The following is a 26,141-nucleotide window of genomic DNA, read 5'->3' on the forward strand; positions in this document are numbered from 1 at the left end:
TCTTCGCATAAGGTGAAGCTTCCATCAGTGGGGGTTTCTTCACCTCCCGCTGATTGTAAAATTAATCTAAGTCAAATAACACCGCATCGTGCGGCAATGCCTGATTGATCACTGATCTGTTGACCCAGGATGTTTAACTGGGATAAAGATTAGTAAGGAGAAGGCAAGTGCCTCCTCCTCTATAACCCGCTAATCTTTCTATCTGTCTAGCTCCAGACACCAGCTGCTCGATCACTTCAGACTTACTGAAAAGTAAAGGGAGCCTTTACTTCAAGCCTTCCAGTGCTTTTCGCAGCAGAACGCGTCCTGCGCCTTTCTTCTAGTTTACACAATTTCTGCTTTAGTTTGTGCGTTTTTTTCTAACATTTCTAAACGTTGTTCCATTGAAGTGATTTCATGCTCTTTTTCGATCTTTGTTCCAAGACGTTCGATGTATTGTTCCATGTCTTCAAATGTGCCGAAATTCTTTTCTTTTTGCTCAGGCTGTAAAATACGATCCATTTGATGGTGAGCACGAGTTACATTCTCTTTGCCCATCAATTGCAATTGGCGAACTTTCATGTCTTTGATTTTATGTTTCATCTCTTCGTATTTACGTTCTAATCCGAAAAGCTCTTCTGTTGTTTGATGAATGCTATTTTGTAATACAGCGGCACGTTCCTCGTATGCGTTTACTTCCGCTAAAGCGAAAGCAGCTAGGTCTTCCTCACCGCTGTTAGTTGCAAGGTTTACTTGATTTTTACGTTTTTCAACCATTTGCATAGTTTCGGTTAGTTCTTTTTCTAATTCTTGCTTTAGGTTTCCTTGGCGCTCTAACCATTTACCGGTTTGTTCGGTTTGTTTTTCTGCTTCCCGAATATATTGGTTTAGCATTGCAATCGGGTTTTTTTCTTCTTTTTTATCAAATAACTTGTGTAAGTCTGCTTCTATTGAATATTTTAATCTGTTTAATAATGATGTCATGTTAGTTTCCTCCTTATTTTGAAAGCTCATTCCATTGTTTTTCAAAGTTTACAAATGGGTCGTCTGTTTTAACGATTGGTGATGAAAAGCTTAGTGTTTCGTTGTTCCATTTTTTCACTACATACCAAACTGCTAGAATTGCTAAGATAGCGAAAAATGCAGGTACGTTTACAACTGCAGTGATTAAACCAACGATACCCACGCTTGCCCAAAAGATTTTCAAAAAGGTTGAATCACTCTTCAAGTAAAAATGTACCCCTGCAAAGACAACTGCAGCGGAAACTCCAAGAGCTAAAAGTGAACCTAAGTTAGCTAATGCTACAATCCCTGCGATAATTCCTAGTGTTAATAAACCAAATTTTTTCATATATTTGTTCCTCCTCTCGTTTGTATTACAAGCTTACCAATTCTAGAAACTAATCCAAACGGGCTTAGAATTGATTTTCCTATCAGTCTAGAGGCTTAGGAGTACTAAGACAAAATCTGCTATACTTATGGAAAAGTAGTCATGAATTAGTGTAGTACCTGATACTTTGTTGAGTTAAAAAATACATACATTGGAGAACTGATACATGAAAAGAATTATTGGAGCAATAGTAGCAATCCTCTTATATTCTGCCATTGTCTTTTACTTTGGCTGGGGCATTTCCAAGTGGTTAGAACTTTACTTTCCTATAAATAGTTGGTTATTTGGTGTTGTCTGGGGACTAATTGCTTTTGGCTTTGTTATTGGAAGATTCAGTCATAAGCTACGGCTATTTAGTATAATAGGATCCTACTGGTTTATTGTCATGCAGTACGGGATTATCCTTTTTCCAATCGCTACCTTACTACTGTGGATCTTCCCATCTTCTTTGAACTTAATAGGGTGGACGGTTTTCTTGATTTTCCTCTTTATATTAATATTTGGGACCTATAATGCATACACACCTGTTGTTCGAGAACTTTCTATTGTAATGCCGAAAAAAGGATCTAAGCTAGAATCTGTTAAAGTAGTGGTTGCATCTGATTTCCACCTTGGTTTATTATCCAATAAGGCGCATTTAAGTCGCTTTGTGAAAAAAGCAAATGCAGAGAAGCCGGATTTAATATTATTAGCAGGAGATTTAGTCGACGATGATCCTATTTGGTTTGTTCAAAATGGCATGTCCGAAGTGATGAAACAACTCGAGTCTACGTATGGTATATATGGGGTGCTTGGAAATCATGAGTATTATGGAAAAAAGATTCCTCTATTAGTAGAAGAGATGGAAGCATCGAATGTCCGTATGTTATTAGATGAAACTATTTTAGTAGCAGATTCGTTCTATTTGACAGGTCGTGAAGACTTGACGAATAAAAACAGAAAGCAATTATCTGAATTATCTCCAGAAGAAAGAGATCTACCTTGGTTTGTTATGGATCATACACCTTCTAATTTACTGATACCTGAGAAGGAAAAGGTAGATTTCCATGTGTCTGGTCATACGCATTTAGGACAAATGTGGCCAAACCATTTATTTACGAGAAGGATATTTGAATTAGATTATGGGTACAGATGTAAAGGAAGTTTACATGCCATTGTATCTTCTGGGTTTGGCTTTTGGGGACCACCTATAAGGTTAGGTAGTCAATCAGAGCTATGGTCAGTAAACATTAAGTTAGAGGATGTGGAAGTATAATGGAAGCATGGATTACAGACTGGATGAATCAGTTTGGTTATCTAGGAGTATTTTTATTAATTTTGGCAGAAAATATGTTTCCCCCAATTCCATCTGAAGTGATTTTAACACTTGGAGGATTTATGACGACGACTACTAGCATGACGAAGCTTGGTATTATTATTGCTTCCACGGCAGGTTCTGTCATTGGTGCAGCTATTTTGTACTGTATCGGGACACTGTTAGATGTTGAGCGTTTGGAGAAAATCATTGGGAAGTACGGGAAATTCTTAAGATTAACTATCAAGGACATACACAAAGCTGATGCTTGGTTCGATAAATACGGTGTCTGGGCAGTGTTTTTTGGAAGATTGATACCACTTGTAAGAAGTCTTATATCGATACCTGCGGGGATGTCGAATATGAAGTTTGGATTATTTCTTCTATTTACGACACTTGGAACATTAATATGGAATACGGTATTAGTTTCGGTAGGAGCAGCGGTAGGAGATAATTGGGATGAAATTGTTGGGTATATGGATATTTACTCTAACATTGTGTACGCACTTATAGCTATTTGTGGTATTGCATTTCTTATTTGGTATTTTAAAAAACGAGATTAAGGAGATTATATGGAATTTTTAGAGCTATTAAAAGCACTTATACTAGGGTTTGTTGAGGGAATGACAGAGTTTGCACCGGTTTCATCTACAGGTCATATGATTATTGTCGATGATATGTGGTTGAAAACAGAGGAGTTTTTAGGGAAGTATTCTGCTAATACGTTTAAAATTGTAGTCCAATTAGGTTCAATTTTAGCTGTAGTAGTGGTTATGTGGAAACGACTATTTAGTTTAGTCGGGTTATACAAAATAGATACAGAAGAGTCGAGTAAGCAGTTCAATTTACTGCACGTTATTGTTGGTATTATTCCAGCAGGAGTATTAGGAGTTTTATTAGAAGACTTTATAGATAAAAATTTATTTGGAGTAGAAACAGTAATATTTAGTCTTGTAGCGGGCTCTATTTTAATGATTGTTGCAGATAAGTTTGGGCCTAAAAAACCTTCTATCGTAAGCTTGGACCAAATTACATATGCAAAGGCTTTTAAGGTAGGGTTAGTGCAATGTCTTTCTTTATGGCCTGGCTTCTCTCGTTCAGGAGCAACCATATCTGGCGGGGTATTATTTGGAATGAGCCATAAAACAGCAGCAGATTTTACATTTATAATGGCTGTGCCGATAATGGCTGGAGCAAGTCTAATATCTGTTGTTAAAAACTGGGAAGACATTGATATGAACCATTTAAGTTTTTACGTTGTAGGATTTATTAGTGCGTTTGTGTTCGCCCTTATTTCTATTAAGTTCTTCCTGAAATTAATTTCGCGCGTTAAATTAATGCCATTTGCAATTTATCGCCTTATTTTAGCGGCGATTCTGGCCGTTATTGTATTTATGTAAATAATGAATTTGATAAAGTGATCCGTGTCCGAGGAGCGATACAAAATATAGAAAAAAGCATTGCCGCTGGCAGTGCTTTTTTCAAAGTGATCAAATCTTAATATGGAGTGTAGGGAGAAAGTTTGTGAAACATTACACTTAAACTAACGGTGCATTTAGTTGAACAAGAGAAATCTAAATCGCTTGGAATATATTTTTTTAAAAAAGCATTGCTGTCTCTTAGCATTGCTTTTTTTGATGCTATGAAGTTCAGAAAATCATTTATGTCTTAGTTCATTTTTAAGTTTTCCTAACCGGTTGGATCTTCATTTATACTCGCTCATTATTCATTTAATAAATTTTATGTCATGTATAGTCAACCTTACATAATGTTTAGCATACAATACAATATGTAAAACAGCACTTACTTAATTTTAAAGGGGGTATGTAAGCATGACCTATCAAGAAAAGAAAAGTATCGTCTCGTTATTCAGCGCTATTTTCATTTTTATATCCTTCTGCTTGTATATGTATCCGCATTATCCAGAAGGGGGGCTAGACTCGTCCGAAACCTTTCGCTATTGGGGTTTCTTCATTCTCATCTTAACTGTGGTCTCTATAGTAGCACACATCGTAATTAGCATTATATTTAACATTTTGTTTAGAATTACAACAAGAGAAAAAGAACCAGCATTCGCAGATGAGTTGGATAAATTAATTGACTTGAAAGCACATCGAAACTCTTTCTTTGTATTTATCATCGGTTTTGTTATTGCAATGGGATCGTTATTTATTGAGCAGTGGTCACAGATGATGTTTATTATTCTAATTGCTTCAGGATTCATCTCAGATGTGGTTGGCTCTTTATCTAAGCTATATTACTATCGGAAAGGTGTCTAATATGAGCAAAAATCTTGTCGGCAATCACATCCGAAAATTACGCTTTAACCATGATGAAATGACCCAGCAGCAATTAGCTGACAAGGCGGGTGTTACAAGACAAACTATCGTGGCTCTCGAGAAAGGAAATTATTCGCCATCACTAGAACTGGCCTTTCGCATTTCCTTAGCCTTTAACTTGCCATTGGAAGAGGTTTTCTTTTATGGGGACACCACAAACTTGAAAAAACAATGATCGTTTTTCCTTATCGTTTATGAATATTAAAAAAGGGGATAAAAAAATGAGTTCAAATCAGAAAGCAGCAAAGATTGTGGGGGTACTATTTTTATTAGCAGCGCTTTCGGCGGTAATTGGCCTTTTGTTGTACGATCCTATCCTAAACAGTTCCGATTACTTGATTAAGGGTTCCGAAAATGCCAATCAGGTGACACTAGGAGCACTTTTGGAGTTAATTCTTGTCGTATCAGTGATTGGAACGGCGACGACAATGTTTCCAATTTTAAGAAAGTATAATGAAACTATAGCTCTTTGGCATGTTTACTTTAGGTTTCTTGAAGCGGTTATAATTACTATTGGTATAATTAGCGTACTGTCTCTATTGACATTAAGCCAGAACTTCGTAACAGCTGGAGTCGCAGACGCTAGCTCTTATCAAGCTTCGGGAACATTATTAAAAGCTATACATGACTGGACGTTTATGCTAGGACCACTATTCATGTTAGGCATCAACACAATCATGTATAGTTATATATTTTATAAATTAAAGCTTGTACCCAGACCTTTATCCATTTTGGGTATGTCAGGAGCGGTGATAGTATTCATTAATGCTCTATTAGTACTGTTCGGTGTAGTTGAACAACTTTCTGCTTGGGGTATTATGGCGCTTCCAATAGCAGCATTTGAAATGATTTTAGCTGTATGGCTCCTTGTTAAGGGATTCAATGAATCTGCACTTTCTTCCTTGTCAAAAATAGAAAATGACAATAGGTTAGCTTATGCAGGTCGACTGCATTAATTAAAAAAAAGAGTACAGGATAATGACATCGTCACAATACTGTACTCTTTTATTTCATCTATTCTAATAATTCTTGTTATTCTTTCCAAACTAGGAAATTATCGTAAGTTATTTCAAGTACGCGATTGTGACCTTATTCAACTATCGGGTGATTTAGTCAAGTAGAGCAACGTCTATTTAGATGTTGCTCCTTTTACATTTAAAAGTACTTCTGATAATACTCTTTCCTTAGTCTTCCGCTTAACTGAGCGTAGATCCTAGTGGTTTCACTTTTCTCATGCCCCATAAGGCTTTGTATGACTTCAATAGGAGCTCCATTATTCATCAAATGAGTTGCGTAGCTGTGTCTAAGTTGGTGCGGATGAATCTCTTTATTAATTTCTGCACGATTGGAGATCCGTTTGATGATGTATCGCATTTGGGCGACGCTCTTTTTATGTGGTTGTCTAGCTGTTACAAAAATAGCAGAGTTGTGATCATCACGGCTTTCTATATAGCGTTTCAACCATATGTCGCAACGTGTATTATAATAAACCTCTCTTTCTTTATCGCCTTTTCCTCTAACGATTGCGGATCGATTGGACCAATTAATGTGGTTCTTTTCCAAATCAACTATTTCTCCAATTCGACATCCGGTAGAAAACATGAATTCAAAAATCACTTTTTCCATTGGGGAATGACAGGATTCACGAAGGTGTTCAATCTCCCTTTCGGTTAAATACTTGGGTATTCGCTTCCCTACTGGGTTCTTTATTTTTGGAAGTTGGATTCTTACTCAAGTAACCTTCTTCATGGGACCAACGAAAAAATGATTTCATAAAGCGGATACGGTGTGCAAGACTGGCCGGTTTTAAATGCTTGCCGGATACAGCGAGATACTATTTCAGTTTATTTGTATCCAGTAATTCCATCTCTACATCCTTAAAATAATCAATTAGTAGCAAAGACTTTAACAGGTAGGCCTTCAACGTTTGTGGCGAAAAGCCCCCTATTCGCTTGTCAGCTTCAAAAGAAGCCCAAGCTTTTAACAGTATCAATTTGATTTCCCCTAAAATAGTAATATTAAAAGGATTACTGCTAGTTTAATAGAATTATAGACATAGGGCGTGTTTTTTACGATGATTTTGGAATTCCTATTTACTTCAAACGTACTAAAGAAAATGAGTAGGTTAGTTGAAAAGGGTTGTTTAACACCTGTTCAACAATCTGGCATTTTGTTTAAGGAAAATCGAGGGGAAAGGAAAAGGTGATTGATTGAGCCTAATTCAAGTTATATATATAGTGCTTATATGGACAATACCTAGTCTGGGTTCTTGGTATTCCTTCAAAAAAATGGAGAAAAAGAAACAGATAGAGCTTATAAAAGAATGGAGAAATCCTTTATCTATTTTAGGTATTATACCTGGTTTTATTGGTTTGCTCGTATATCTTACAGGCTCTGTTGTAGCATCTGACATAAAAGTCTTACGTGATTTGGGAATCGCTTTAGCACTATTTGGTTGGTTTGTAATTTGGGTAGTAGGTCTGATTAAAGGAGAGGAAAGTACCTTTAAGTGTATTGCTATGATATCAATAGGGATTTCCGTACTAATTGCTTATATCTATCTGTTTTAAATAAATAAGAAAGATGGATCTACGTCAAGATTCTGGACACAAAAAGATTAAGTTTTTTCTGCACAACCACCATTCATGGAGTGTTCCACATCCCAAGTAGATCGTCAAAGTGAAAAGAGCCTTTGACAATCTACTTGGGACGTGGAGAGATTAACCAATGGATGTTGTGCATGAAAAATGTGGAGGGGGATTGGCTTTTACCCTTAAGACTCAGGCTGCTGCGCGACACATTATTTCATACGCCTCTGGCGTTACAAAGCCGATGCTTCCATGAATTCGTCTACGATTATACCAGCCTTCTATATATTGAAATAGGGAGATTCTCGCATTCTCAAAATCTTCATATCGTTTCCGATAGACCTCTTCTTTTTTGAGTGTGGCATGAAAGGACTCGATGCATGCATTGTCATAAGGGCATCCTTTACGACTGAATGATGCAATCATTTCATATTTTTTTAACTGTTCTTGAAATGCCTCACTTGTATATTGGGTACCTAGATCCGTATGGATGATCAATCCCGGTGAAGGATTTTGGGAATCGACGGCACTTTTTAAAGCATCCAACACGATTTCTGTGGTCATCGTATGGGAAAACTTGTAGCCTACTATTTTCTTTGAATGCAAATCGAGGACAGACGCTAGATAACACCAGCCATCTCGAAGTGTATGGATATACGTGATATCTGCCACCCATTTTTCATTGATTGTGGTTGTTGTAAAATCTTGCTTCAACACATTTTCTCGTTCTTCCACTGGTGTCTGTGTGCTTGCTGGACGGTATTTCTTCACAATGTTTGACTGGATGCCTGCTTGTTTCATCAGACGTTGGACTCTTTTTATACTGCAAGAATAGCCTTCTTTTAAAAGTACTCGATGTATTTTGGGAGCGCCATAGATACCTTTGCTTCCTTTATGAATGGCTATTATACGATCCAATATTGCCTCATTGGCCACGTGGTAGCTGTTCGGTTTCTTATGAAATGAATGATAATAAGTACTTTTAGGCATCTTTAAAATGCGACACATCACTTGTACTGGATGATGCCCGCTTTCATTTGTAATGTAGTTGATCAGTTCTTCGTCCTCTATTTTCTCGCGAATATGGTCATAGCCTTTTTTAGGATTTCAAGCTCCTGTTTTAACCGGAGGTTTTCTTTTTGAATCATTTCTACATCGGATACAGTTAATTCCTTTGTCCCTTCGATTGTAGAGAACTGTTTAATCCATTTATAGATGGTTACTTCTGAAACACCATATTCGCTAGATAGTTGGCTGACCGGGGTACCTGAGCTGTGAAGCTCCACTACTGTTTGTTTAAATTCTTGGTTATACCGTTTTTTACTCATAATACAGACACGACCTTTCGTTAGTTCAATTTTATTGACTTAACCAAGATGTGTCCATACATCTATTCTACATTCAAGATGGTTAATAAGCGTCTCTGTTCTTACTAAACTAACAGGTGATTTACTTCAAGTAGTGTTAAGGCCTTTTTTTATTGAACTAAAGCGCTTAGTTCAATAATAGAATGAGAATTTTTATCTTGTATTTGACATATAAAGCGTAGTAAAAAAGCCGAAATTTAATCAGCTTTCTGTTTCTTGATTTTAATAACTCTGTATATATTTTTTAAAATCATTGCTGATAATACAAGGATTACAAATACTCTAGAAAATGTGGTGTTTAAGTCGTTGGATAATAATACGGCCATTAATACAAACAAGGATAAGATATATAAAATTCCGTTGGTTACTTCTGATTTAAACATGGTAGTATACCAACTTTCTAAATATTTATTATCTATTATACGTATCTGAAATCAACAAGTTTCAAAAGTTTAAATAATAACTAAGTATCAGTTCGACCATAGTGTGTAATAAAAGAGAAATTAAAGCTAAGATAATTTTAGGGGGGATATCTTGATGAAAATAACTAGAATTGTATTTGCAATAATTGCTTTTTCCTTATCAAGTTATAGTCTGATAAGTAGAGATTTTGATTTAATGCCGATTGTAATGATGTGCTTAGGGACATTTATGTTAGCGTCAGGATTATCCGAACTTCAGAAAGACCGAAAAAGATTTGAAGGGTATTTATTCATTATTGTTTCTTTATTTATTTTCACTGTTACCATAATGGGTTTCTTATTGAACTAAAGAAGCATATTAGCTAAATAAGGCGAACTATAAATACATTTTGAATGAGGGATAGTATGAACTACTACCAAATTATAAAAGAAGTAATTAATGATTGGGACCCAATGTGCCTTTTAAGTTACACATCTGAGGATGAATATGATCCAGAAATAAGTCGCATTGTATCGCACTTACCAACTGCATCTGTTGAAAAATTAGCTGGAGTTATACATGTAGTCTTTGGTGCAATGTTTTCGAGGAGTAGAGTACCTTCGATTAGTGATTGTTATCCAAGTGCCTTGAAAATTTGGAACAAAATTTATAATAATAAATTTCCAAATTTAAAAAAACGATATTAATCAAAAAGCAATATTATTCAACTAACAGGTGCTTTACTTCAAGAGGGAGTAAAGTCTTTTTCTTACTAAAGTAACGAAGCATTTTAGTTGAAGAAGAAATGCTGTAAAATTCGGATCCTAGTTGTGAAATCACCGGTCATGTTATTCAATCAGGCCAGATTGAATAACGCTTTTTTACGGGGCAGTTCCAAGTCGATATTTGATCGATTTTTGGGACTGCCCTTTTTATTGGTTAAAATCCCTCTTTCTTAAATATTTACATGGGGATGGGCTATTTAGATTAATGATGGAGTTAGGACGAATAATATATGATTCGATTCATCACTTTTGTTCAAAAACCGGTGTTTAACATTTGGTGGAATGCGCACGACATCTCCTTCATTTAGAAAGTATTCGGTGCCTTCCAGTTCGACATACGCTTGTCCTTTCATCACGACAGCAATTTCTTCTTGGTTATCGTGTGAATAGTGACTTTCAGTAGTACTTGCGTGTGCATTTAAATCCATTAGTAAGAGTTCAATATGTGCTTTCATGAAATCTGGTGTTAACACATCATAGACAATATGGTCACTATTCTCACGATATACTTTCTTTCGATCATGTTTTCTCGAAATGAGCGAATCCGTATCAATTTCATTAATGAAGAGGGTAAAAAGTGGTACATTTAATGCCTTTGCAATTAGTTTTAGTACACTTAAAGATGGATTTGCTTGTCCTCTTTCTATTTGGCTAATAAGTGAAGTGCTAATCCCAGCATAATCAGCGAACTCACGAATTGTCATACCACTCTTTTTACGATAATTTAATACGGTTTGTCCGAGACGATGATCATTCATAGTAAAACCCCTTTCTACAATAATGTATGTTTAACTCATTTTGTGCTGACATACTAAACAAAGCGAAATAATACTTTTTTCAATTACATAAATATTTTATACTTACCTTTGTACATTATAATAAATTAATTTTATTATTGTAAATAATTATCTAGGAGGACCAGAATTGAAATCTCCTCATATTTCTTACGCACTCTTATTTTTTGGCGTATTCGCATTATCGTCTTCAGCTATCTTTGTGAAATTAGCAGATGCACCTGCTACAATTACAGCATTTTATCGAATGTTTTTTGCGACTGTAATACTTTTTCCATTTTTATTAGTTAATAAAAAGAACCGACAAGAATTACGTTTGTTATCAAAAAAACAATGGGGACTCGGATTATTATCAGGGGCATTTCTAGCAGCACATTATGTATTGTGGTTTGAATCATTAAATTACACATCTGTTGCAAGCTCGACGGTTATTGTCACATTACAACCACTCTTTTCGATGATTGGCGGTTATTTTTTATTCAAGGAGCGTTTCAGTAAAGGGGCTATAATGGGCTTTCTTGTAGCGATTGCCGGAAGTATTGTCATTGGATGGCAGGATTTTCAAATTAGTGGGCTAGCATTATTTGGCGATATACTTGCACTTATTGCGGCAGGCATCATAACAGCTTACTTTTTCATTGGTCAGCATGTACGTAAAAGGCTATCTCTTATCCCATATTCAGTTATTAGTTACGGGAGCAGTACATTACTTTTAGGTGTTTTTGCTTTTTGTCAGCAAACACCCTTCTTTAATTACTCTGTACAAACATGGTGGTCCTTTATTGGATTAGCGTTTATTGCGACAATTTTAGGGCAAACAATTTTCAATTGGTTGTTGAAATGGCTAAGTACCTCCATTATTTCAATGAGTATATTAGGAGAGACAATTGGAACCTGTATACTCGCGTATTTCATTTTGGATGAAGTCATTTCTTTACAACAAGGTATGGGTATCGTACTTATCTTAATCGGTCTAGCATTATTTTTACTACAGAATAGAAATAAAGAATAAATAATAGAGACTAATTGGCGGTACGTGAATAGATTAAATTAAAACACATATTAGAATAATACCTTTTAATTAATAAACGCTCAAAATCTATAAAACTGCATAACAAAAGAGCCTCTGAAAAACCTCTAGGGTCCCTTTTCTTATTAACTTAATTTTAAGGAAGTATAAAGTGAAGTCAGAACTGTATAGAATCTGTTTGATACTTAAAACTCCTGAGAGGAAGGGGAGGTAGTTTAACAATGGGAAATATAATGTTGGAGCTATATTATATTATTTTAGTCACTTGAAAATAGTGAAGAAATTTTATACATATGGGACTTTTTATAGATTTCTTGTTTAATAATATATTATCTATTGCTCCTGTAAACACAATATGTTAGATTATATAAATGAACTAAACACAATATATAGTATGTTAACGATGAGAAGGTACCTTTATGGTTTAAAAGGGAATTCGGTAAAATGCCGAAGCTGTCCCCGCAACTGTAAGTGTGGACGACTGTTGGAATAGCCACTGCGAGCAATCGTGGGAAGGCCAACAGGAGAGTGAAACACGAGCCAGTAGACCTGCCTTTTCATCGGTAAGCAACACTTTCTTCGGGGGTTGAGAGGTGGGAGCGAAGGCCAATATCTCGAATGCTTGATATGTCTTGTTGTATCCTACACTTTTAATTTTGAGCGATGTCTCAGCCGAAGATGGCTGTGACATCGCTTTTTTGTGCTCTATTTCAAAGGGGAGTACCACATAAATGATTCAATTAAAAAATAGGAGGAATTCAAAATGACAATCATCTCAAACACTACTAAACAAGAAGTATTACATAATCTAATCAAAGAATTTGGGGAGGAAAAAATTGCTCCTCTTATAAAAACACATGAAAGATGGATGCAAAAGCACCCGGAAGGTACAATAGCTGCTTGGTCTAAGACAATGTCACTGGAAGCATTAAGTTTTCTAGATGAACAAGAAACTTATTGGACCTTTGTAGCAGCAAGAGTGCATTTAGCAGAGGTTTATGAACAAGTAGCTGAGAGAAGAAGCACAACTGCGGATGCAGTGTATACAAAATTTGCTAGTAATGTTCAACTGTTAAGTGAAAAAGGAATTTATGACAAACGTCTTAAACAAGCATACTCCCAGCAAGAATTAGAGCAGCTATCTGAAGTTCTCGTACAGGAAAGAGATTATTTATTTACTTATATCGGCCTTAAAACACTATTGGATCGGTATGTAGCGAAGAACTTTGATAAAACAATTGTAGAACTGCCTCAGGAACGCTGGCTTATTATTGCTATGACACTTATGAAAGACGAGCATGAAAATCGTTTAGAAAAAATAAAAGAATCATATTGGGCAATGAGTAATTTATATATGACAGTAGCAACACCAACACTTTCAAATGCCGGTAAACCTCATGGTCAGCTTTCTAGTTGTTTTATCGACACGGTAGACGATAGTCTTCAAGGTATCTACGATAGCAATACGGATGTAGCGACTCTTTCGAAATTTGGTGGCGGCATTGGTGTTTATATGGGTAAGGTGCGTAGCCGAGGGTCTTCCATTAGAGGTTTTGTTGGTGCTTCAAGCGGTGTACTTCCTTGGATTAAACAACTCAATAACACTGCAGTAAGTGTAGATCAGCTTGGCCAGCGTCAAGGTGCGGTGGCTGTTTATTTAGATGTTTGGCATAAAGATATTTTTACATTTTTAGATCTACGTTTAAATAACGGAGATGAACGCTTGAGAGCTCACGATATTTTTACTGGGGTGTGCTTGCCAGATTTATTTATGGAAAAAGTGGATGCTAGAGAGGAATGGCATTTATTTGACCCGCAAGAAGTTCGTCAGCTAAAGGGCTATTCGTTAGAAGATTTTTATGATGAAAAACGTGGAGATGGTTCCTTCCGCCAAAAATATGAGGAATGTGTAATCGATCATCGTTTGTCTCGAGAAACAGTTCCTGCTATCGATTTGATGAAGCGAATTATGCGCTCTCAGCTAGAGACGGGTGTTCCGTTTATGTTTTACCGCGATGAGGTCAATCGTAGCAATCCAAATAAACATGCCGGGATGATTTATAGTAGTAATCTTTGTACAGAAATTTTTCAAAATCAAAGCGCAACAACATTCGAGTCCATTCAAATAGAGGACGATATAATTGTCACTCGTCGTAAGCCAGGGGACTTTGTCGTATGTAATTTATCGTCTATAAATTTAGGACGAGCAGTTCCAGCGGATGTTTTGGAAAAGCTTATAAAAATTCAGGTTCGAATGCTTGATAACGTGATTGACCTAAACATGATTCCAGTTCCTCAAGCAGAACGGACGAATTCTAGATACAGAGGGATCGGTTTAGGAACGTTTGGATGGCATCATTTACTCGCACTTAAGAATATTCGCTGGGAATCAGATGAAGCTGTAGAGCTTGCAGATGCATTATACGAAAAAATTGCATACTTAACGATTAAAGCATCTGCGGAGCTTGCAGTAGAAAAAGGGGCATATCCATTATTTGAAGGATCGGATTGGCAAACGGGAGTCTATTTTGACAAGCGCGGGTACGAGAGCGAATCATGGAACGAACTACGAGAGCAAGTGAGTAATAATGGATTACGCAATGGTTATTTAATGGCAGTTGCTCCGAATTCGTCGACATCCATCATAGCTGGAAGTACTGCAAGTATCGATCCTATTTTCCAAAAGTCTTACTCGGAAGAGAAGAAGGATTATAAAATTCCGGTTACTGTACCAGATTTGAATTCTGAAACTACATGGTATTACAAATCAGCCTATTTCATCGATCAGCATTGGACACTTAAACAAAATGCTGCACGCGGACGCCATATAGACCAAGGTGTTTCGTTAAACCTATACGTGCAAAATACGATCAAAGCAAAAGAATTATTAGATTTACACTTAGATGCCTGGAATAGTGGACTGAAAACAACTTATTACGTTCGTTCTACATCCGTAGAATTAATAGATTGTGAGTCTTGTTCAAGCTAATGAAAGCTATCATTTGTTATCTAAGCTATAGCGGAAATACCGAGGAAGTCGCGGAACTATTGAAAGAGCAATTAAAAGCTAGCGATATCGATATAGATATGCATAGCATTGGCTATGGAGTGGTACCGAATTTGTTTGAATATGATCTTATTTTTATTGGAACTTTTACTTGGGATAGGGGAAGTACACCAGAGGAAATTAAGGACTTTGCAAAAGAAGTTGGAGGTAAGCCAAATAATGTCTATGTATTCGGCTCTGGCGACACACAGTTTGGCGGAGATGAACTGTTTTGTAATGCTGTAGAAAAATTAGTTAATTTCTATAACAGTGGTTATCCAGGTTTAAAAATTGAGCAATCGCCAAGAGGTAGCCAGGAGCAGCTGGTAAGTAAATGGTTAGAAGGAGTTTTGGAACATGCAGAAGGCAAAAACATTAGATCCTAGAAATCCAAATAAATCGACAGGAATTTTCAATGGTAGGTCAAGTGGAATATTAAATTGGAACGATATTGCGTATCCCCACTGGCATAAGATGTACAAGCGTTTGTTAGGTAACTACTGGCAGGCAGATGAGATCAATATGTCAAACGATATTAAGCAGTTCGCGAGCCTTAGTACATCAGAACAAGATGCTTATTTGAAGATTATTGGCTTGCTTGCAACATTGGATGCACCTCAAACACGCACTGCTCTGCTATTGTCGTTATACGCAACCGATTCGTCGGTTCAATCGATTATGGCAGTCATAGCGCAACAGGAAGCGGTACATAATGAAAGCTATTCCTATGTTTTATCTTCTATAGTTTCGCTGGATCAACAAAATAAGGCATTCGAATTTGGAAGAACCGACAAAATTTTACTCAAGCGTAATCAAAATATCGCGAAGTATTATAATGACTTCGTAGAAAACCCGACTACAGAAAATATATTAAAAACGCTAACGTACACAACTCTGCTAGAAGGTTTATTTTTCTATTCAGGCTTTGCCTACTTCTATAATCTTGCTAGATACAACAAGATGGTAGGGACTTCTACAATGATCAGCTATATTAACCGAGACGAACTAGAGCATGGTCGATTTATATCCGAACTATTTAGAGCAACACTATCTGAAAACCCAGAACTGAATAACGAAGAAATGATTGAATGGGTATACGAGCAATATAAAGAATCCGTAGAATTAGAAATAGAGTGGTCGCAATATGTACTAGCGGATATTGAGGGAATCAATTTAGAAGAAATGCATGGGTATATTAAATACCGTGCCAACAAAATGCTGAGACTAATTGGGCTTAATGAAATCTATCCCGAATATGTGGATAATCCGATGAAATGGATACGTGCGTATGCAGATAATATTGATGGAACAAAAACAGATTTCTTTGAACAAAAGTCTCGCCAATACGTAAAAGTAAATGCCATTGATAATGGATTTGATGACCTATAAGTAAACAAGCGTCTATGAGTCACTTTTGACTTATAGACGCTTTTTTTTAAAAATACTCTTATGTTGTAGAGGGTAATGTTATGGTTACAATTGTGCCAAACTCACTCGATTTTACCTGAATGTCTCCGTTATGTGCTTCTACAAGTTGTTTTGCTATAGCAAGACCAAGGCCTGTTCCCGAAACTTCAGTAGTTGTATTTGTTCCACGATAGTAACGATTGAATAGATTTTCTAATTCCTCTATCGGAATTCCTTTTCCTTCATCTTTAATAGTTAACAACACATTATCTTTATTTTGTTCAATTATTAAAAGTACTTTTGTTCCTTCCGGTGTATGTTTAATGGCATTTCCTACTAAATTATCGAGCACTCGTTCAAATAGCTTTGGATCAATATAAACTTGTGCACCTTCGTCTCCTATGGGATCTTGGATATCCTTCCAAACAGATTTAGACGAATAGGCTTTTACAAATTCAAATAAGTTAACATTAATCTTTTCTATAGAGATAGCATTGTTTTTTAGTTGATAAGTGTAAGTTAAATCTTCTATTAAAGCATTCATATAGGTCGACTTTTCTTGCATTATCTTAGCAAAGGATCTTACCTCTTCATTTGACCAAGCGTAGTTATCAGATGATAGCATGGTTGAATAACCATAGATCGAACTAAGTGGTGTTTTCAAATCATGTGATAGACCAGTAATCCAGTCCTCTCTTAACTTTTCGGTTTGCATAATTTTTCGCTCATTTGCTTCCTGTGTAAACGCTAAATGGGAGAGTGATTGGTCAATATCTTCGTACACACGATATTTTCGTTTTAATCGCCCGGTTTTATGATTCCTTAATTTCCGATCATCTAAAACTTCATAGTCTTGTTTGGCTAATTTCTCGATACGCTTAAGAAAGTATAAAACAGGACGACCAAATCGACTTCCGATCCAAAAAGAAAACAATATAGTAAAGAAAAAAAGAATAAGATGAAATAATAGAAGACCTATCCCAAACTTTTTCATCCCATCTTCAAATGCAGGTTCGAAAGGGTTATAGTTTGAATTATTGACTCTGACAACAGCAACGTTTCCATCTTCTAATACCTCAGAGGCAATTACTTCTTTTCTTTCAGAGTAATTATGTGAACTGGTTAGTATTTCGATCCCACTAAGAGCAGGATTGGATGGCCCGAAAACAACTTTTCCCCGCTTGCCATCTGGCGTATAAATTTCAAAACTGGCATCTGCTTCTTTTAGTTTCTTTTGTATGTTATTCGATAATTCAGTCCCGTTTTCTTGAACAATCATAGAAAGTAACTGTGTTGCAGGATGTTTTTCGATAAACACAATATACAAGCCGTTACCCTGCTCCCATACAAATGCTTCCTTCGTTTTTGTCATGGCAACGAACTGAGAAATAGTGTAACTGTTGCAACAATCACTACTCTTCTCCGAGCTAGCAAGTACCTTGCCGTTTTTATTGACTAACTGAACTAGTCCTTTGTTTTCATGTGCTGAATCAATTAAGTCTTGGGACAAATGATAGGTCCCATTTGAATCCTTTGTAAAATCCGACTCAAGTTCAAACGCATCTAATTCACGAATATCTGTATAACTATTACTATTCATTACATCATAAACAAAATATACGATAAGTCCAATCGATACAATGAGCAATACTGCATAAAAAACAACAAAATAAGCTAAAAAACGTGTAGTCATTTTTGTAGATAAGCGCATTTTAATGTTCCTCGCTTATAAGTTTATATCCTATACCGCGAATAGTTAAAAGAAGTTTTGGATTACCAGGTTGCACCTCAATCTTTTCGCGAAGTTTTCGGATATGAACCATTATCGTATTGTCATCTATAAAATGTTCTTCACCCCAAACGTGAGCATAAATTTGTTCCTTGGATAGAACCTGTCCTGGATGTTCGCAAAAAAGTTGCAGTAAGTAAAAGAGCTTCCCTGCTAAATTCATTTTATCCCCAGCAACAGTTAATTCAGCTGCAGCGACATCTAATTGGAAACGACCGAAGTCAAATACTTGTTTACATGTAGGGGCAGATGAAGGCGATTTATATCGTTTCATCTGCACTTTGACACGAGCAGCTAGTTCCATAGGGTTAAATGGTTTTGTAATATAATCATCCGCACCGTACATAAAGCCGCGAAGCTTGTCTGCATCACTTGCTTTTGCTGTTAGGAAAAAGATAGGTGCATCTGATTTAGTACGTACCTTTTCTGCTAGGTCAAGTCCAGTACCATCTGGTAACATAATGTCGAATATAAATAGGTCATAGTTATATTGTGCGATAAGTGTTTCGGCAGCGATAAAACTCGTGCATACATCTATCTGATTAAATCCTTCTTTTCTTAAAATGATATCTACCATGTCACCAATTGCTTGTTCGTCATCCACAACTAAAATTTTTACCTTTAACACCAATATCCACTCCAAAATTTAAGATTTCTTTAAGGTACGTTTCATACTGATATAAGCTACTTATTTTATACTAACAAATGAGCGATATAAAACTCTAGGAGGATTTCTAGTGAAAATGGAAAGAGTAAGATTGATAGACAGCCTAAGGGGTCTTAGTCTGTTCGGAATACTATTGGCAAATATGCTTATATTTCAATATGGAATGTGGGGGAAAGATGAGATTTCTTACTTCTCTTTGTCAGATCTTGACATAGGAGCATACAAGTTTATAAAAATTGTAGTAGAAGGCAGTTTTATGCCGATCTTTACATTCTTATTTGGGTACTCACTTATCAAATTGGTGGAATCTTTGAGGAAAAAAGAAGTAAAGGCTAGGTGGCATTTAGTTAGACGGTTTATTTTACTTATAATTTTTGGTACTTTGCATGGAACATACTTATGGGAAGGAGATATTTTAGCTTTTTATGGATTTATGGGATTCTTCTTATTCCTCTTTATAAACAGAAAGAAAAAGACTCTTATTATTTGGGGAATTATTTTACTTCTTTTGACAAGTGCAATGGGCTATGGAGTAGTGGAAGAAACAAATGAAGAGGTAAAAGAGTTATCCTCTTATATTGTAAAAACAAATGATGTATATACAAATGGCAACTATACAGAAATAATGGATCATAGAAATAATGAAAGTCCACTATTTTTCGACGATGAATTTTTCCTCTTGTTCGTTATGATTTTAGCACCTTTTATGACGGCTCCCTTATTTTTGTTTGGGATGGCAGCAGCAAAAGGGAAACTTTTTACTAGACCTAGTTTGGAACAAAAATGGTATAAAATAGGCGTAGTTTTTTTGCCAATCGGATTAGCGTTAAAGGCAAGTAGTATACTTCTTCTACAAAATGATTGGTCTGCAATATTATTAAATGTCGGTGCACAGTTCCTTTCTCTTGGCTATATTTCTTTATTTGCACTTTTATTTGTAAGCTATTCTAATTCAAACGTATTTCATGGTTTTGAAAGTGTTGGAAAGTTGTCCTTTACGAACTATATTATGCAAAGCGTAATATGTACGACTATTTTTTACGGTTACGGCTTAGGACTGTTTGGAAATCTTGGAATGTTAAATAGTATTATTCTTGGACTTGTTATATTCGTTTTGCAGTGTGTATGCAGTTCCTTGTATTTAAAGAAATTTCAACGAGGTCCACTCGAGGTTATATTAAGAATGGGTACGAACTTCTCATGGAATGGTGCAGTGAAGAAAAGAAAAAAACGTTCGAAAAAATCTAAGAAAACAGAGATGGAAAACACCTTGGTTTAATGTAAACTAAGGTGTTTTTTCTGCAAAAATCTATCGTATTAAGTCCATTCTAAAATTTCAATGCGGTTACCAAATGGATCATTTACATAAATTCTATTTGCTCCAGGTAAATCGGTATCCACGATGAAGTGGACTTCATGTTTCATCAAATGAGTTTTCAATGCCTCTAAGTTCTCGACTTGAAATGCTGGGTGGGCTTTTTTAGCGGGTGAGAATGGCTCTTCAATACCAATATGAATTTGATAATTGCCAAATTGAAACCATACTCCGCCTCTTTTTTTCAAGACTTCAGGCTTTTCTACTTCCTGAAATCCTAAAATTTCTCCAAAGAAATGTTTCGCGATAATTTCTGAACCTTTGGGAGCAGCTAGCTGTACATGGTCTATTGATTTAAAAGCAAATGACATCATAAATCCCCCTTGTTATATTCTATTGTAATCATACGTGAGGCTAGGTCATTTGGAAAATTTATAATTTTTATACAGAAGTATAAAAATTACTTATATAACTGTAAAAAAGCTCCCACCTATTAACAAGGTGGGAGCTCATTCACATTTTCTTCAATATTTTATTCACCGTATTCTGATTGCGTGCCGTGGATGTCATACCAAGTTTTCGCTCAAAGAAAGTATTTGTAAATTTAGTTTGATGATAGGTTTTCGATAGATTAATAATGATATTGCAGCGATTCCATACGATAAATTCATCATCCACAAGGTTTTCGAGGACAGCAAGCTGTTCATCCGACACATCTTTTTCTAAGAACATTACATATACCTGTTCTTTTAAGAAAATGGGATGCTGCTGAATCTCTTCAAACGCGTCCTTCGAACGGACAACAACTGGTATGTCAAAGCCGTAAGTTTCTCGAAGAGTATTCTGCAACTGAAGCACGTCATAAGTTTTATTATCAAATATAACATTCCCAGTTTGTATATAAGTCCGTACATTTTCATAACCCATCTCTTCAAAAAGTAGCTTCAATGACTTCATGTCCACTTTATTTTTAGCACCGAGATTAATACCACGCAGTAAAGCAACAAATGACAATATCCTCACTCCCCAAATTTCACATACTTTTATATTATCGTAAGAGAGTAAGAGAAACAAAATCTATAAACGGAGCCACAACATATTCGAACAGCTTAAAACTAACACAACTAAAAATAAGCTAACTAATGCAAAGTCTACTTTCCCGATGGTAATCACATGAAAATAACTACTTCTTCGATCACCAGTGAAACCTCTCGCTTCCATTGCAAACGCCGCACGCTCTGCTTTTCGTACAGCTCCTGCAAGCATAGGAATCAAAATACGTCGTATGCCAAGTAATCTTTGCAACGCATTTTTTTCCTTGTTAGCACCTCTTAATCGGTGGGCCTGCCTAATTTGCACAAATTCATCTTTCAAGACGGGCAAAAATTGGTATCCAACCATCACTCCGTAAGCAATTTTGGGTGAGAGCTTTAATTGTTGCATAAGACTTAAAATGAATGTCACTGGATTCGTCGTTAAAGCGAATAATAAGGACAAGCTGGAAAATGCCATCACTCGAAAACTTAAAGATAGAGCATGATTCAATTGTGTTTGGGTAACGTGCAAATTCCAAATGGACCATACAACAGGACCTGATTGATCTTCTGCGAACACAAGTGTAGTCCAAAAATAACCGAAAGCAGTAACAAAAAAAGGAAGCATAAACAACAACCATTTTTTCCAGCTGATCTGGGTGAACAACAATTGTAGCACTAGTACGCCGATCCAAAAAACAAGTGGCGTCCAAGGATCGAAGAAGAATGCCATCGTAAACATACAAATTGTAATCGCCAAAAATTTAATCGAAGGATTCATCTTATGCAAAGCATTCTTCATGACCTATCACTCCTTTCGGGCGGAGTAGGTGATGATCCATTAACAATTGCCTGTCTTCCCATACAGCTTCAGCGTTAAACTTTCCAGTCAATTGGCCATCTTTCATCAATAAAACCGAGTCAGCTAGATAATGAGCGAACTCCATATCATGCGTAACGATCAAAAATGTGGTACCTTCACGCGCACGCTCATCGATTAAATGGAATAATTCGAACAAAGCTGCTGAGTCCTGGCCAGAAGTTGGTTCATCCATTAGAATAATTTCTCTACCATCACAAAGCATTGCTGCAATAGCCACTCGTCGCTTTTGTCCATGACTTACTGAAAATGGATGGGAATCCCCAATAGGTAACAGCTGCAATCTAGTCATCATTTCCATTGAACTATTTCCACCACCAAAACTAACTTCATCTAACACATTTTGTGTGAGAAATAAAAACTCAGGAGATTGAGGGACATATCCTAAATTTAGAGGTACTACAGTCCCTGTAGTAGGAATTAGCTGACATAATGCTTTCAACAAAGTAGATTTTCCGCTACCATTTGGTCCGGCAAGTACTGTTACTTCTCCATGATTTAATGTGAAAGTAGTTTCTTTCAAAAAAGGCATTGCCTGTACTTTACTAACGACTAGCGAATTATTTTCTTGTGTACTGCTTGTTCGTTTTTCTAATTTAGAAGTTACTTTGCCATTATGCAAGGGAATATTTCTTTCGAAAAAGTCCTCCCATAAATCCAATCGATGCTCAATAGCTATAATTGTCATCGATCTTTTTTGTTGTAAATTATCTAACCACTCCACATACTTTTTGGCTGTGAAAGGGTCTAAATGGGAGAGTGGTTCATCTAGTAACAGAATTTCTGGCTCCATTATAAGTGCACATGCAGTGGCAATACGTTGCTTCTGACCACCAGAAAGTTTTTGTATGATTGCATGGCGAAACTCAGTTAAATCGGTTAGAGTCAGTACGTCAGAAATTCTTTTCTCCATTTCATCGCGTTTAGTATGCAAATTTTCAAGTGTAAAAGCAAGTTCTTCTTCAACTGTTTGCATGCAAAATTGTGCATCAGGGTCTTGAAAGACTGTCGCTATGCGATGGTTTATTTCCCCGGGAATAAAGGAAAGGCTCTCTTTCCCAAAAAGTTTTATTGAACCAGACAAAATACCATCGCAATTATCCGGATACAATCGATTGCATAAATACAGTAAAGTCGTTTTTCCACATCCACTTGGACCAGTGATGACTATACGTTCCCCTCGCAAAACAGTAAACGAAAGACCCTCCAGTACCCATTTTTCCTCGTCAGGATAACGAAAACTTACTTTCTCAAATTCGATAACTTCATGCACGAACTTCACCTTTTTTCGATCGAGAAATGGCATATCCACGAAGAGAACCAGTTGCTAGTAGACCATCTGCTACTGCTTTTCCACCGACACCGGCAAGCAAAGCACCACTTACTATACGAATTCCAAGCATTAATGCAACATAACCCGTGCTGAACACTGTAAATCCACCTAGAAAGTATCCATAAGCAAAACTAAAGATTGACGATCCAACACCAGCGAGCATCAGAACCCATAGATCAAAGCGTTTATATCGTGTAGCAGCGAAAACTGCTTCAGCACCTAGGCCTTGGATAACTCCCGAAAGTATTAAGCGGGGTCCTACAGCATTACCTAATAATACTTCAATCGCAGCTGCAATCGTCTCGGAAACGACTGCTGCACCAGGTTTGCGGATAATATACATACAAATAATTGATACTATAAACCAAATTCCAAAAATCCATTCATACGCAATTGGACCGATGAACCCAGCCCAAATATTGCCGACATGCAAGAACAATAGATAAACAATACCAAAGACAACCGCAAACAAGGACATTAGTACAATCTCTTTTAACTTCCATGATTTCAGCATATCAGCGACCTCCGTGAGAAGGGCTATTAAGACTCATAGAAACTGTCATGACCAAATGCTTATGTTTTTCTGAGCGTGCATTCGTGAATGCTTCTTCATAAAACGCAAACACATCGTGTATATCACCATGAATACCACTTGCATAGTGCATCGATTCATTGAATACACCTTGTTCTTTAGCACGATCTACTTCACGATAAATAACGTCCATGTAATTGGGATTATTCATCGGATATAGCGCAAATTGAGAGGAAACATATTGTTTTGTAATATCTGTGTTGGCGATTATATCGCCCTTATCTAGATAGGCATCTCCAGCAGAGTCACCTGGGCAACCAGCAGAGAAAGTGCCAGATAAAGCAACATGTACACCTGTTTTAGCTGCATGTAAAGTTAGAGCTTTTGCTACATTAAACACGTGCACTTGTTTCCCGCGAATGACTGTCGACACATCATCCGTATGCATCCACACATTCGACGTATCCGTCTCCTTCAAAGCTTCTTTAATTACCTTAATAAAATCATTGTTCATCGGATGTAACGAAAAACGAAATCCGATAATTGGGCTTAATCCACATTCCATTTGTAAAACCTCCTAAATTTTTTCATAAAAAAAGGCCACATCCGTGAAGATGCAGTCACTAATCCAATACAAAAATATTAGGAAAGTCACCGCACTTCCTCACGCAGGTATTATCCTGATCGAGTAATAAGGGATCGGAGCTAAAAAGCTCTCATCACAGCCAAAGTGGGCACCCCTAGTGCAGAAAACGGTATGTAGTTTTTTAAAAGACTAGAAAATATGTGCTGTTACGCATATCTATCTAGTTCAGCACCTAGCTCGCTTGAGACGCTTCGGAATTTCAGCAAAGGCATAAGGACGTCTTTACGTGAATTTCTATCCAGAGCCTGCTTCTGCGCAAAGCTTATCGCAAAAGAACATTGTTGAAGCTAACATAGGTGCTCGCACTTTTCTTATGTGCCCAAAGTATAACGTAGCTATTAAAAGATGTAAATATGTTTGCAAAATTTCGTACTTTCGTCCATGATTTGGTTAATACAACAAAGGGGGAAGAAGTTATGGACAAAATATACATTACACGTAAACTACCTGAAGAAATCGTCGAGCCTTTAAGGGCGAAATTTGATGTACATATGTGGCATAGCGAAAGTATTGCGATGACATATGAAGAAATAAAAATAAATGCTAAAGGTGCACATGCTTTATGGACGATGCTATCTGATAATATCGATCGTGCACTAATTGAAAGTCTGTCAAATTTAAAAGTAATTAGTAATTTTGCTGTTGGCTATAACAATATAGATGTGGAAGCTGCAAAAGAACAGGGTATTATCGTAACTAATACGCCGGGTGTATTAACAGAGACAACAGCAGACTTAACATTTGCTTTATTGTTAGCGACAGCTCGAAGAATAACAGAAGTAGAACAAGAAATTCGTTCAGGTAATTGGACGTCCTGGTCGCCAATGCAATATACAGGCATGGATATTTTCGGTGCAACGCTTGGTATTGTTGGGATGGGTCGTATAGGAGAAGCAGTTGCGAGGCGTGCGAAAGGCTTTGACATGAATGTGTTATATCATAATCGATCTAGAAAACTAGAAGCGGAAGAAATGTATGGTTTTACTTATGCTGAATTAGACGACTTACTAAAGCAATCTGATTTTGTTATACTTCTAACTCCACTTACTCCAGAAACAAAAGGACTTATAAGTGAACGTGAACTCAATCTTATGAAGAATACTGCAACAATTATTAATGTCGCACGAGGGGGCATTGTAGATGAACAAGCTCTATTTAACGCATTAACATCTAAAAAAATATGGGCTGCTGGACTTGATGTATTTGAACAAGAACCTGTGCCGTTAGATCATCCTTTGTTGACATTACCTAACGTAACTGTGTTGCCTCATATTGGCAGTGCTAGTATTCGAACTCGTCAAGCAATGATGCAATTGAACGCAAAAGATATAGAAGCAGTGTTAGAAAACAGAGAGCCTCAGAATAGAATTGTATAATACTTAAGCGGTGGTCCTAAAATTTAGTGACCACTTTTTTTATTAATTTATAAAACCAATTATCTCTCATTTATAGAAATTACATTTAATATCCCTTCCTAAAAGTAGAAAATTCAATAAATCCCAGATTGAATCATAATACCTACAA

Annotated in this window: 28 protein-coding genes, 1 pseudogene and 2 riboswitches; of the genes and pseudogenes, 15 read left to right on the forward strand and 14 right to left on the reverse strand. The window is 36.5% G+C overall.

Annotation, left to right across the window (positions count from 1 at the left end; genetic code table 11):
- Positions 1–324: 324 nt before the first annotated feature.
- Positions 325–963: a PspA/IM30 family protein gene (locus ACQCPR_RS01305; protein ID WP_090569923.1), complete on the reverse strand. Its 639-nt coding sequence runs from the start codon at positions 961–963 to the stop codon at positions 325–327.
- A 13-nt stretch (positions 964–976) separates the two neighbouring features.
- Complete coding sequence (locus ACQCPR_RS01310) at positions 977–1,330, reverse strand: ABC transporter permease (RefSeq protein ID WP_090569920.1); 354 nt, start codon at positions 1,328–1,330, stop codon at positions 977–979.
- A gap of 205 nt (positions 1,331–1,535) precedes the next feature.
- Here ACQCPR_RS01310 and ACQCPR_RS01315 point away from each other — a divergent pair, with 205 nt between their 5' ends.
- The 6 genes from ACQCPR_RS01315 to ACQCPR_RS01340 all read left to right on the forward strand — a co-directional run bounded on the left by ACQCPR_RS01315 (position 1,536) and on the right by ACQCPR_RS01340 (position 5,958).
- Entirely contained in the window at positions 1,536–2,624 is a 1,089-nt protein-coding gene (locus tag ACQCPR_RS01315) for a metallophosphoesterase (protein ID WP_340878755.1), read from the forward strand.
- The gene (locus tag ACQCPR_RS01320) at positions 2,624–3,226 is read left to right on the forward strand and encodes a DedA family protein (RefSeq protein WP_090569914.1); all 603 of its coding nucleotides are present in this window, start codon (positions 2,624–2,626) and stop codon (positions 3,224–3,226) included. Before ACQCPR_RS01315 ends, ACQCPR_RS01320 begins: the two co-directional genes overlap by 1 nt.
- Positions 3,227–3,235: 9 nt before the next feature.
- Positions 3,236–4,063, forward strand: a complete 828-nt coding sequence (locus ACQCPR_RS01325; RefSeq protein ID WP_340878756.1) for an undecaprenyl-diphosphate phosphatase — start codon at positions 3,236–3,238, stop codon at positions 4,061–4,063.
- Positions 4,064–4,495: 432 nt separating this feature from the next.
- Entirely contained in the window at positions 4,496–4,942 is a 447-nt protein-coding gene (locus ACQCPR_RS01330; RefSeq protein WP_427137960.1) for a hypothetical protein, read from the forward strand.
- A gap of 1 nt (position 4,943) precedes the next feature.
- Positions 4,944–5,177 carry a helix-turn-helix domain-containing protein gene (locus ACQCPR_RS01335; RefSeq protein WP_090569905.1) on the forward strand — a complete coding sequence of 78 codons (234 nt, stop codon included), beginning with the start codon at positions 4,944–4,946 and terminating at the stop codon, positions 5,175–5,177.
- 46 nt (positions 5,178–5,223) lie between these two features.
- A complete protein-coding gene (locus ACQCPR_RS01340) occupies positions 5,224–5,958 on the forward strand; it encodes a DUF4386 domain-containing protein (RefSeq protein ID WP_427137961.1) in 735 nt (244 codons plus the stop codon).
- Between the two features lie 199 nt (positions 5,959–6,157).
- Here the strand turns inward: ACQCPR_RS01340 and ACQCPR_RS01345 are convergent, their stop codons facing one another.
- Both ACQCPR_RS01345 and ACQCPR_RS01350 read right to left on the reverse strand, forming a co-directional pair.
- Positions 6,158–6,727 carry a tyrosine-type recombinase/integrase gene (locus ACQCPR_RS01345; protein ID WP_427138889.1) on the reverse strand — a complete coding sequence of 190 codons (570 nt, stop codon included), beginning with the start codon at positions 6,725–6,727 and terminating at the stop codon, positions 6,158–6,160.
- A 109-nt stretch (positions 6,728–6,836) separates the two neighbouring features.
- Positions 6,837–6,995 (reverse strand): hypothetical protein, encoded by a 159-nt coding sequence (locus ACQCPR_RS01350; RefSeq protein WP_427137962.1) that lies wholly within the window; start codon positions 6,993–6,995, stop codon positions 6,837–6,839.
- 217 nt (positions 6,996–7,212) lie between these two features.
- Between ACQCPR_RS01350 and ACQCPR_RS01355 the strand changes: the two genes are divergently transcribed.
- Positions 7,213–7,572, forward strand: coding sequence for a hypothetical protein (locus ACQCPR_RS01355; RefSeq protein WP_427137963.1), 360 nt, complete (start codon positions 7,213–7,215; stop codon positions 7,570–7,572).
- A gap of 210 nt (positions 7,573–7,782) precedes the next feature.
- Here ACQCPR_RS01355 and ACQCPR_RS01360 read toward each other — a convergent pair.
- Positions 7,783–8,918 (reverse strand): IS3 family transposase gene (locus ACQCPR_RS01360; RefSeq protein ID WP_093496363.1). Its coding sequence is split into 2 segments (ribosomal slippage): positions 7,783–8,693 and positions 8,693–8,918, totalling 1,137 coding nucleotides; the frame shifts between segments, so codons are not numbered across the junction.
- A gap of 576 nt (positions 8,919–9,494) precedes the next feature.
- Here ACQCPR_RS01360 and ACQCPR_RS01365 point away from each other — a divergent pair.
- Positions 9,495–9,728, forward strand: a complete 234-nt coding sequence (locus ACQCPR_RS01365) for a DUF3953 domain-containing protein (RefSeq protein ID WP_340878761.1) — start codon at positions 9,495–9,497, stop codon at positions 9,726–9,728.
- 56 nt (positions 9,729–9,784) lie between these two features.
- On the forward strand, positions 9,785–10,066 hold the full coding sequence (locus tag ACQCPR_RS01370) for a hypothetical protein (protein WP_427137964.1): 282 nt from the start codon (positions 9,785–9,787) through the stop codon (positions 10,064–10,066).
- 275 nt (positions 10,067–10,341) lie between these two features.
- On the opposite strand, the pseudogene ACQCPR_RS01375 reads toward ACQCPR_RS01370, so the two are convergent.
- Positions 10,342–10,954, reverse strand: a pseudogene (locus ACQCPR_RS01375) (helix-turn-helix domain-containing protein).
- A gap of 114 nt (positions 10,955–11,068) precedes the next feature.
- Between ACQCPR_RS01375 and ACQCPR_RS01380 the strand changes: the two are divergent.
- The 4 genes from ACQCPR_RS01380 to ACQCPR_RS01395 all read left to right on the forward strand — a co-directional run bounded on the left by ACQCPR_RS01380 (position 11,069) and on the right by ACQCPR_RS01395 (position 16,403).
- Entirely contained in the window at positions 11,069–11,950 is an 882-nt protein-coding gene (locus ACQCPR_RS01380) for a DMT family transporter (RefSeq protein ID WP_090569893.1), read from the forward strand.
- A 410-nt stretch (positions 11,951–12,360) separates the two neighbouring features.
- Positions 12,361–12,539: riboswitch (cobalamin riboswitch) on the forward strand.
- 192 nt (positions 12,540–12,731) lie between these two features.
- Positions 12,732–14,957 (forward strand): ribonucleoside-diphosphate reductase subunit alpha, encoded by a 2,226-nt coding sequence (locus ACQCPR_RS01385; protein WP_427137965.1) that lies wholly within the window; start codon positions 12,732–12,734, stop codon positions 14,955–14,957.
- On the forward strand, positions 14,957–15,400 hold the full coding sequence (locus tag ACQCPR_RS01390; protein WP_427137966.1) for a flavodoxin: 444 nt from the start codon (positions 14,957–14,959) through the stop codon (positions 15,398–15,400). The genes ACQCPR_RS01385 and ACQCPR_RS01390 overlap by 1 nt, the downstream gene beginning before the upstream one ends.
- The gene (locus ACQCPR_RS01395; RefSeq protein WP_090569883.1) at positions 15,372–16,403 is read left to right on the forward strand and encodes a ribonucleotide-diphosphate reductase subunit beta; all 1,032 of its coding nucleotides are present in this window, start codon (positions 15,372–15,374) and stop codon (positions 16,401–16,403) included. Before ACQCPR_RS01390 ends, ACQCPR_RS01395 begins: the two co-directional genes overlap by 29 nt.
- Positions 16,404–16,461: 58 nt before the next feature.
- Here ACQCPR_RS01395 and ACQCPR_RS01400 read toward each other — a convergent pair whose 3' ends face one another.
- Positions 16,462–18,132 carry a HAMP domain-containing sensor histidine kinase gene (locus ACQCPR_RS01400; RefSeq protein ID WP_340878766.1) on the reverse strand — a complete coding sequence of 557 codons (1,671 nt, stop codon included), beginning with the start codon at positions 18,130–18,132 and terminating at the stop codon, positions 16,462–16,464.
- 1 nt (position 18,133) lies between these two features.
- Positions 18,134–18,838, reverse strand: coding sequence for a response regulator transcription factor (locus tag ACQCPR_RS01405; protein WP_420877789.1), 705 nt, complete (start codon positions 18,836–18,838; stop codon positions 18,134–18,136).
- 115 nt (positions 18,839–18,953) lie between these two features.
- On the opposite strand from ACQCPR_RS01405, the gene ACQCPR_RS01410 reads away from it, so the two are divergent.
- On the forward strand, positions 18,954–20,156 hold the full coding sequence (locus tag ACQCPR_RS01410) for a DUF418 domain-containing protein (protein ID WP_427138890.1): 1,203 nt from the start codon (positions 18,954–18,956) through the stop codon (positions 20,154–20,156).
- A gap of 38 nt (positions 20,157–20,194) precedes the next feature.
- Here the strand turns inward: ACQCPR_RS01410 and ACQCPR_RS01415 are convergent, their stop codons facing one another.
- The 6 genes from ACQCPR_RS01415 to ACQCPR_RS01440 form a co-directional block, all read right to left on the reverse strand.
- The gene (locus tag ACQCPR_RS01415) at positions 20,195–20,563 is read right to left on the reverse strand and encodes a VOC family protein (RefSeq protein ID WP_340878768.1); all 369 of its coding nucleotides are present in this window, start codon (positions 20,561–20,563) and stop codon (positions 20,195–20,197) included.
- 142 nt (positions 20,564–20,705) lie between these two features.
- Positions 20,706–21,206: a DUF1697 domain-containing protein gene (locus ACQCPR_RS01420; RefSeq protein WP_269922820.1), complete on the reverse strand. Its 501-nt coding sequence runs from the start codon at positions 21,204–21,206 to the stop codon at positions 20,706–20,708.
- 63 nt (positions 21,207–21,269) lie between these two features.
- On the reverse strand, positions 21,270–22,028 hold the full coding sequence (locus ACQCPR_RS01425; protein ID WP_269922821.1) for an energy-coupling factor transporter transmembrane component T family protein: 759 nt from the start codon (positions 22,026–22,028) through the stop codon (positions 21,270–21,272).
- Complete coding sequence (locus ACQCPR_RS01430; protein WP_427137967.1) at positions 22,009–23,379, reverse strand: ABC transporter ATP-binding protein; 1,371 nt, start codon at positions 23,377–23,379, stop codon at positions 22,009–22,011. The genes ACQCPR_RS01425 and ACQCPR_RS01430 overlap by 20 nt, the downstream gene beginning before the upstream one ends.
- Positions 23,372–23,953, reverse strand: coding sequence for an ECF transporter S component (locus ACQCPR_RS01435; protein ID WP_090569861.1), 582 nt, complete (start codon positions 23,951–23,953; stop codon positions 23,372–23,374). The genes ACQCPR_RS01430 and ACQCPR_RS01435 overlap by 8 nt, the downstream gene beginning before the upstream one ends.
- A gap of 1 nt (position 23,954) precedes the next feature.
- Positions 23,955–24,536, reverse strand: coding sequence for a YkoF family thiamine/hydroxymethylpyrimidine-binding protein (locus ACQCPR_RS01440; protein WP_090569858.1), 582 nt, complete (start codon positions 24,534–24,536; stop codon positions 23,955–23,957).
- A gap of 79 nt (positions 24,537–24,615) precedes the next feature.
- A riboswitch (TPP riboswitch) is annotated at positions 24,616–24,723 on the reverse strand.
- A 310-nt stretch (positions 24,724–25,033) separates the two neighbouring features.
- Between ACQCPR_RS01440 and ACQCPR_RS01445 the strand changes: the two genes are divergently transcribed.
- Complete coding sequence (locus tag ACQCPR_RS01445) at positions 25,034–25,993, forward strand: D-glycerate dehydrogenase (protein ID WP_340878772.1); 960 nt, start codon at positions 25,034–25,036, stop codon at positions 25,991–25,993.
- Positions 25,994–26,141: the final 148 nt, after the last annotated feature.

The sequence above is a fragment of the Psychrobacillus psychrodurans genome (genome assembly GCF_050209195.1).
Classification (GTDB): domain Bacteria; phylum Bacillota; class Bacilli; order Bacillales_A; family Planococcaceae; genus Psychrobacillus; species Psychrobacillus psychrodurans.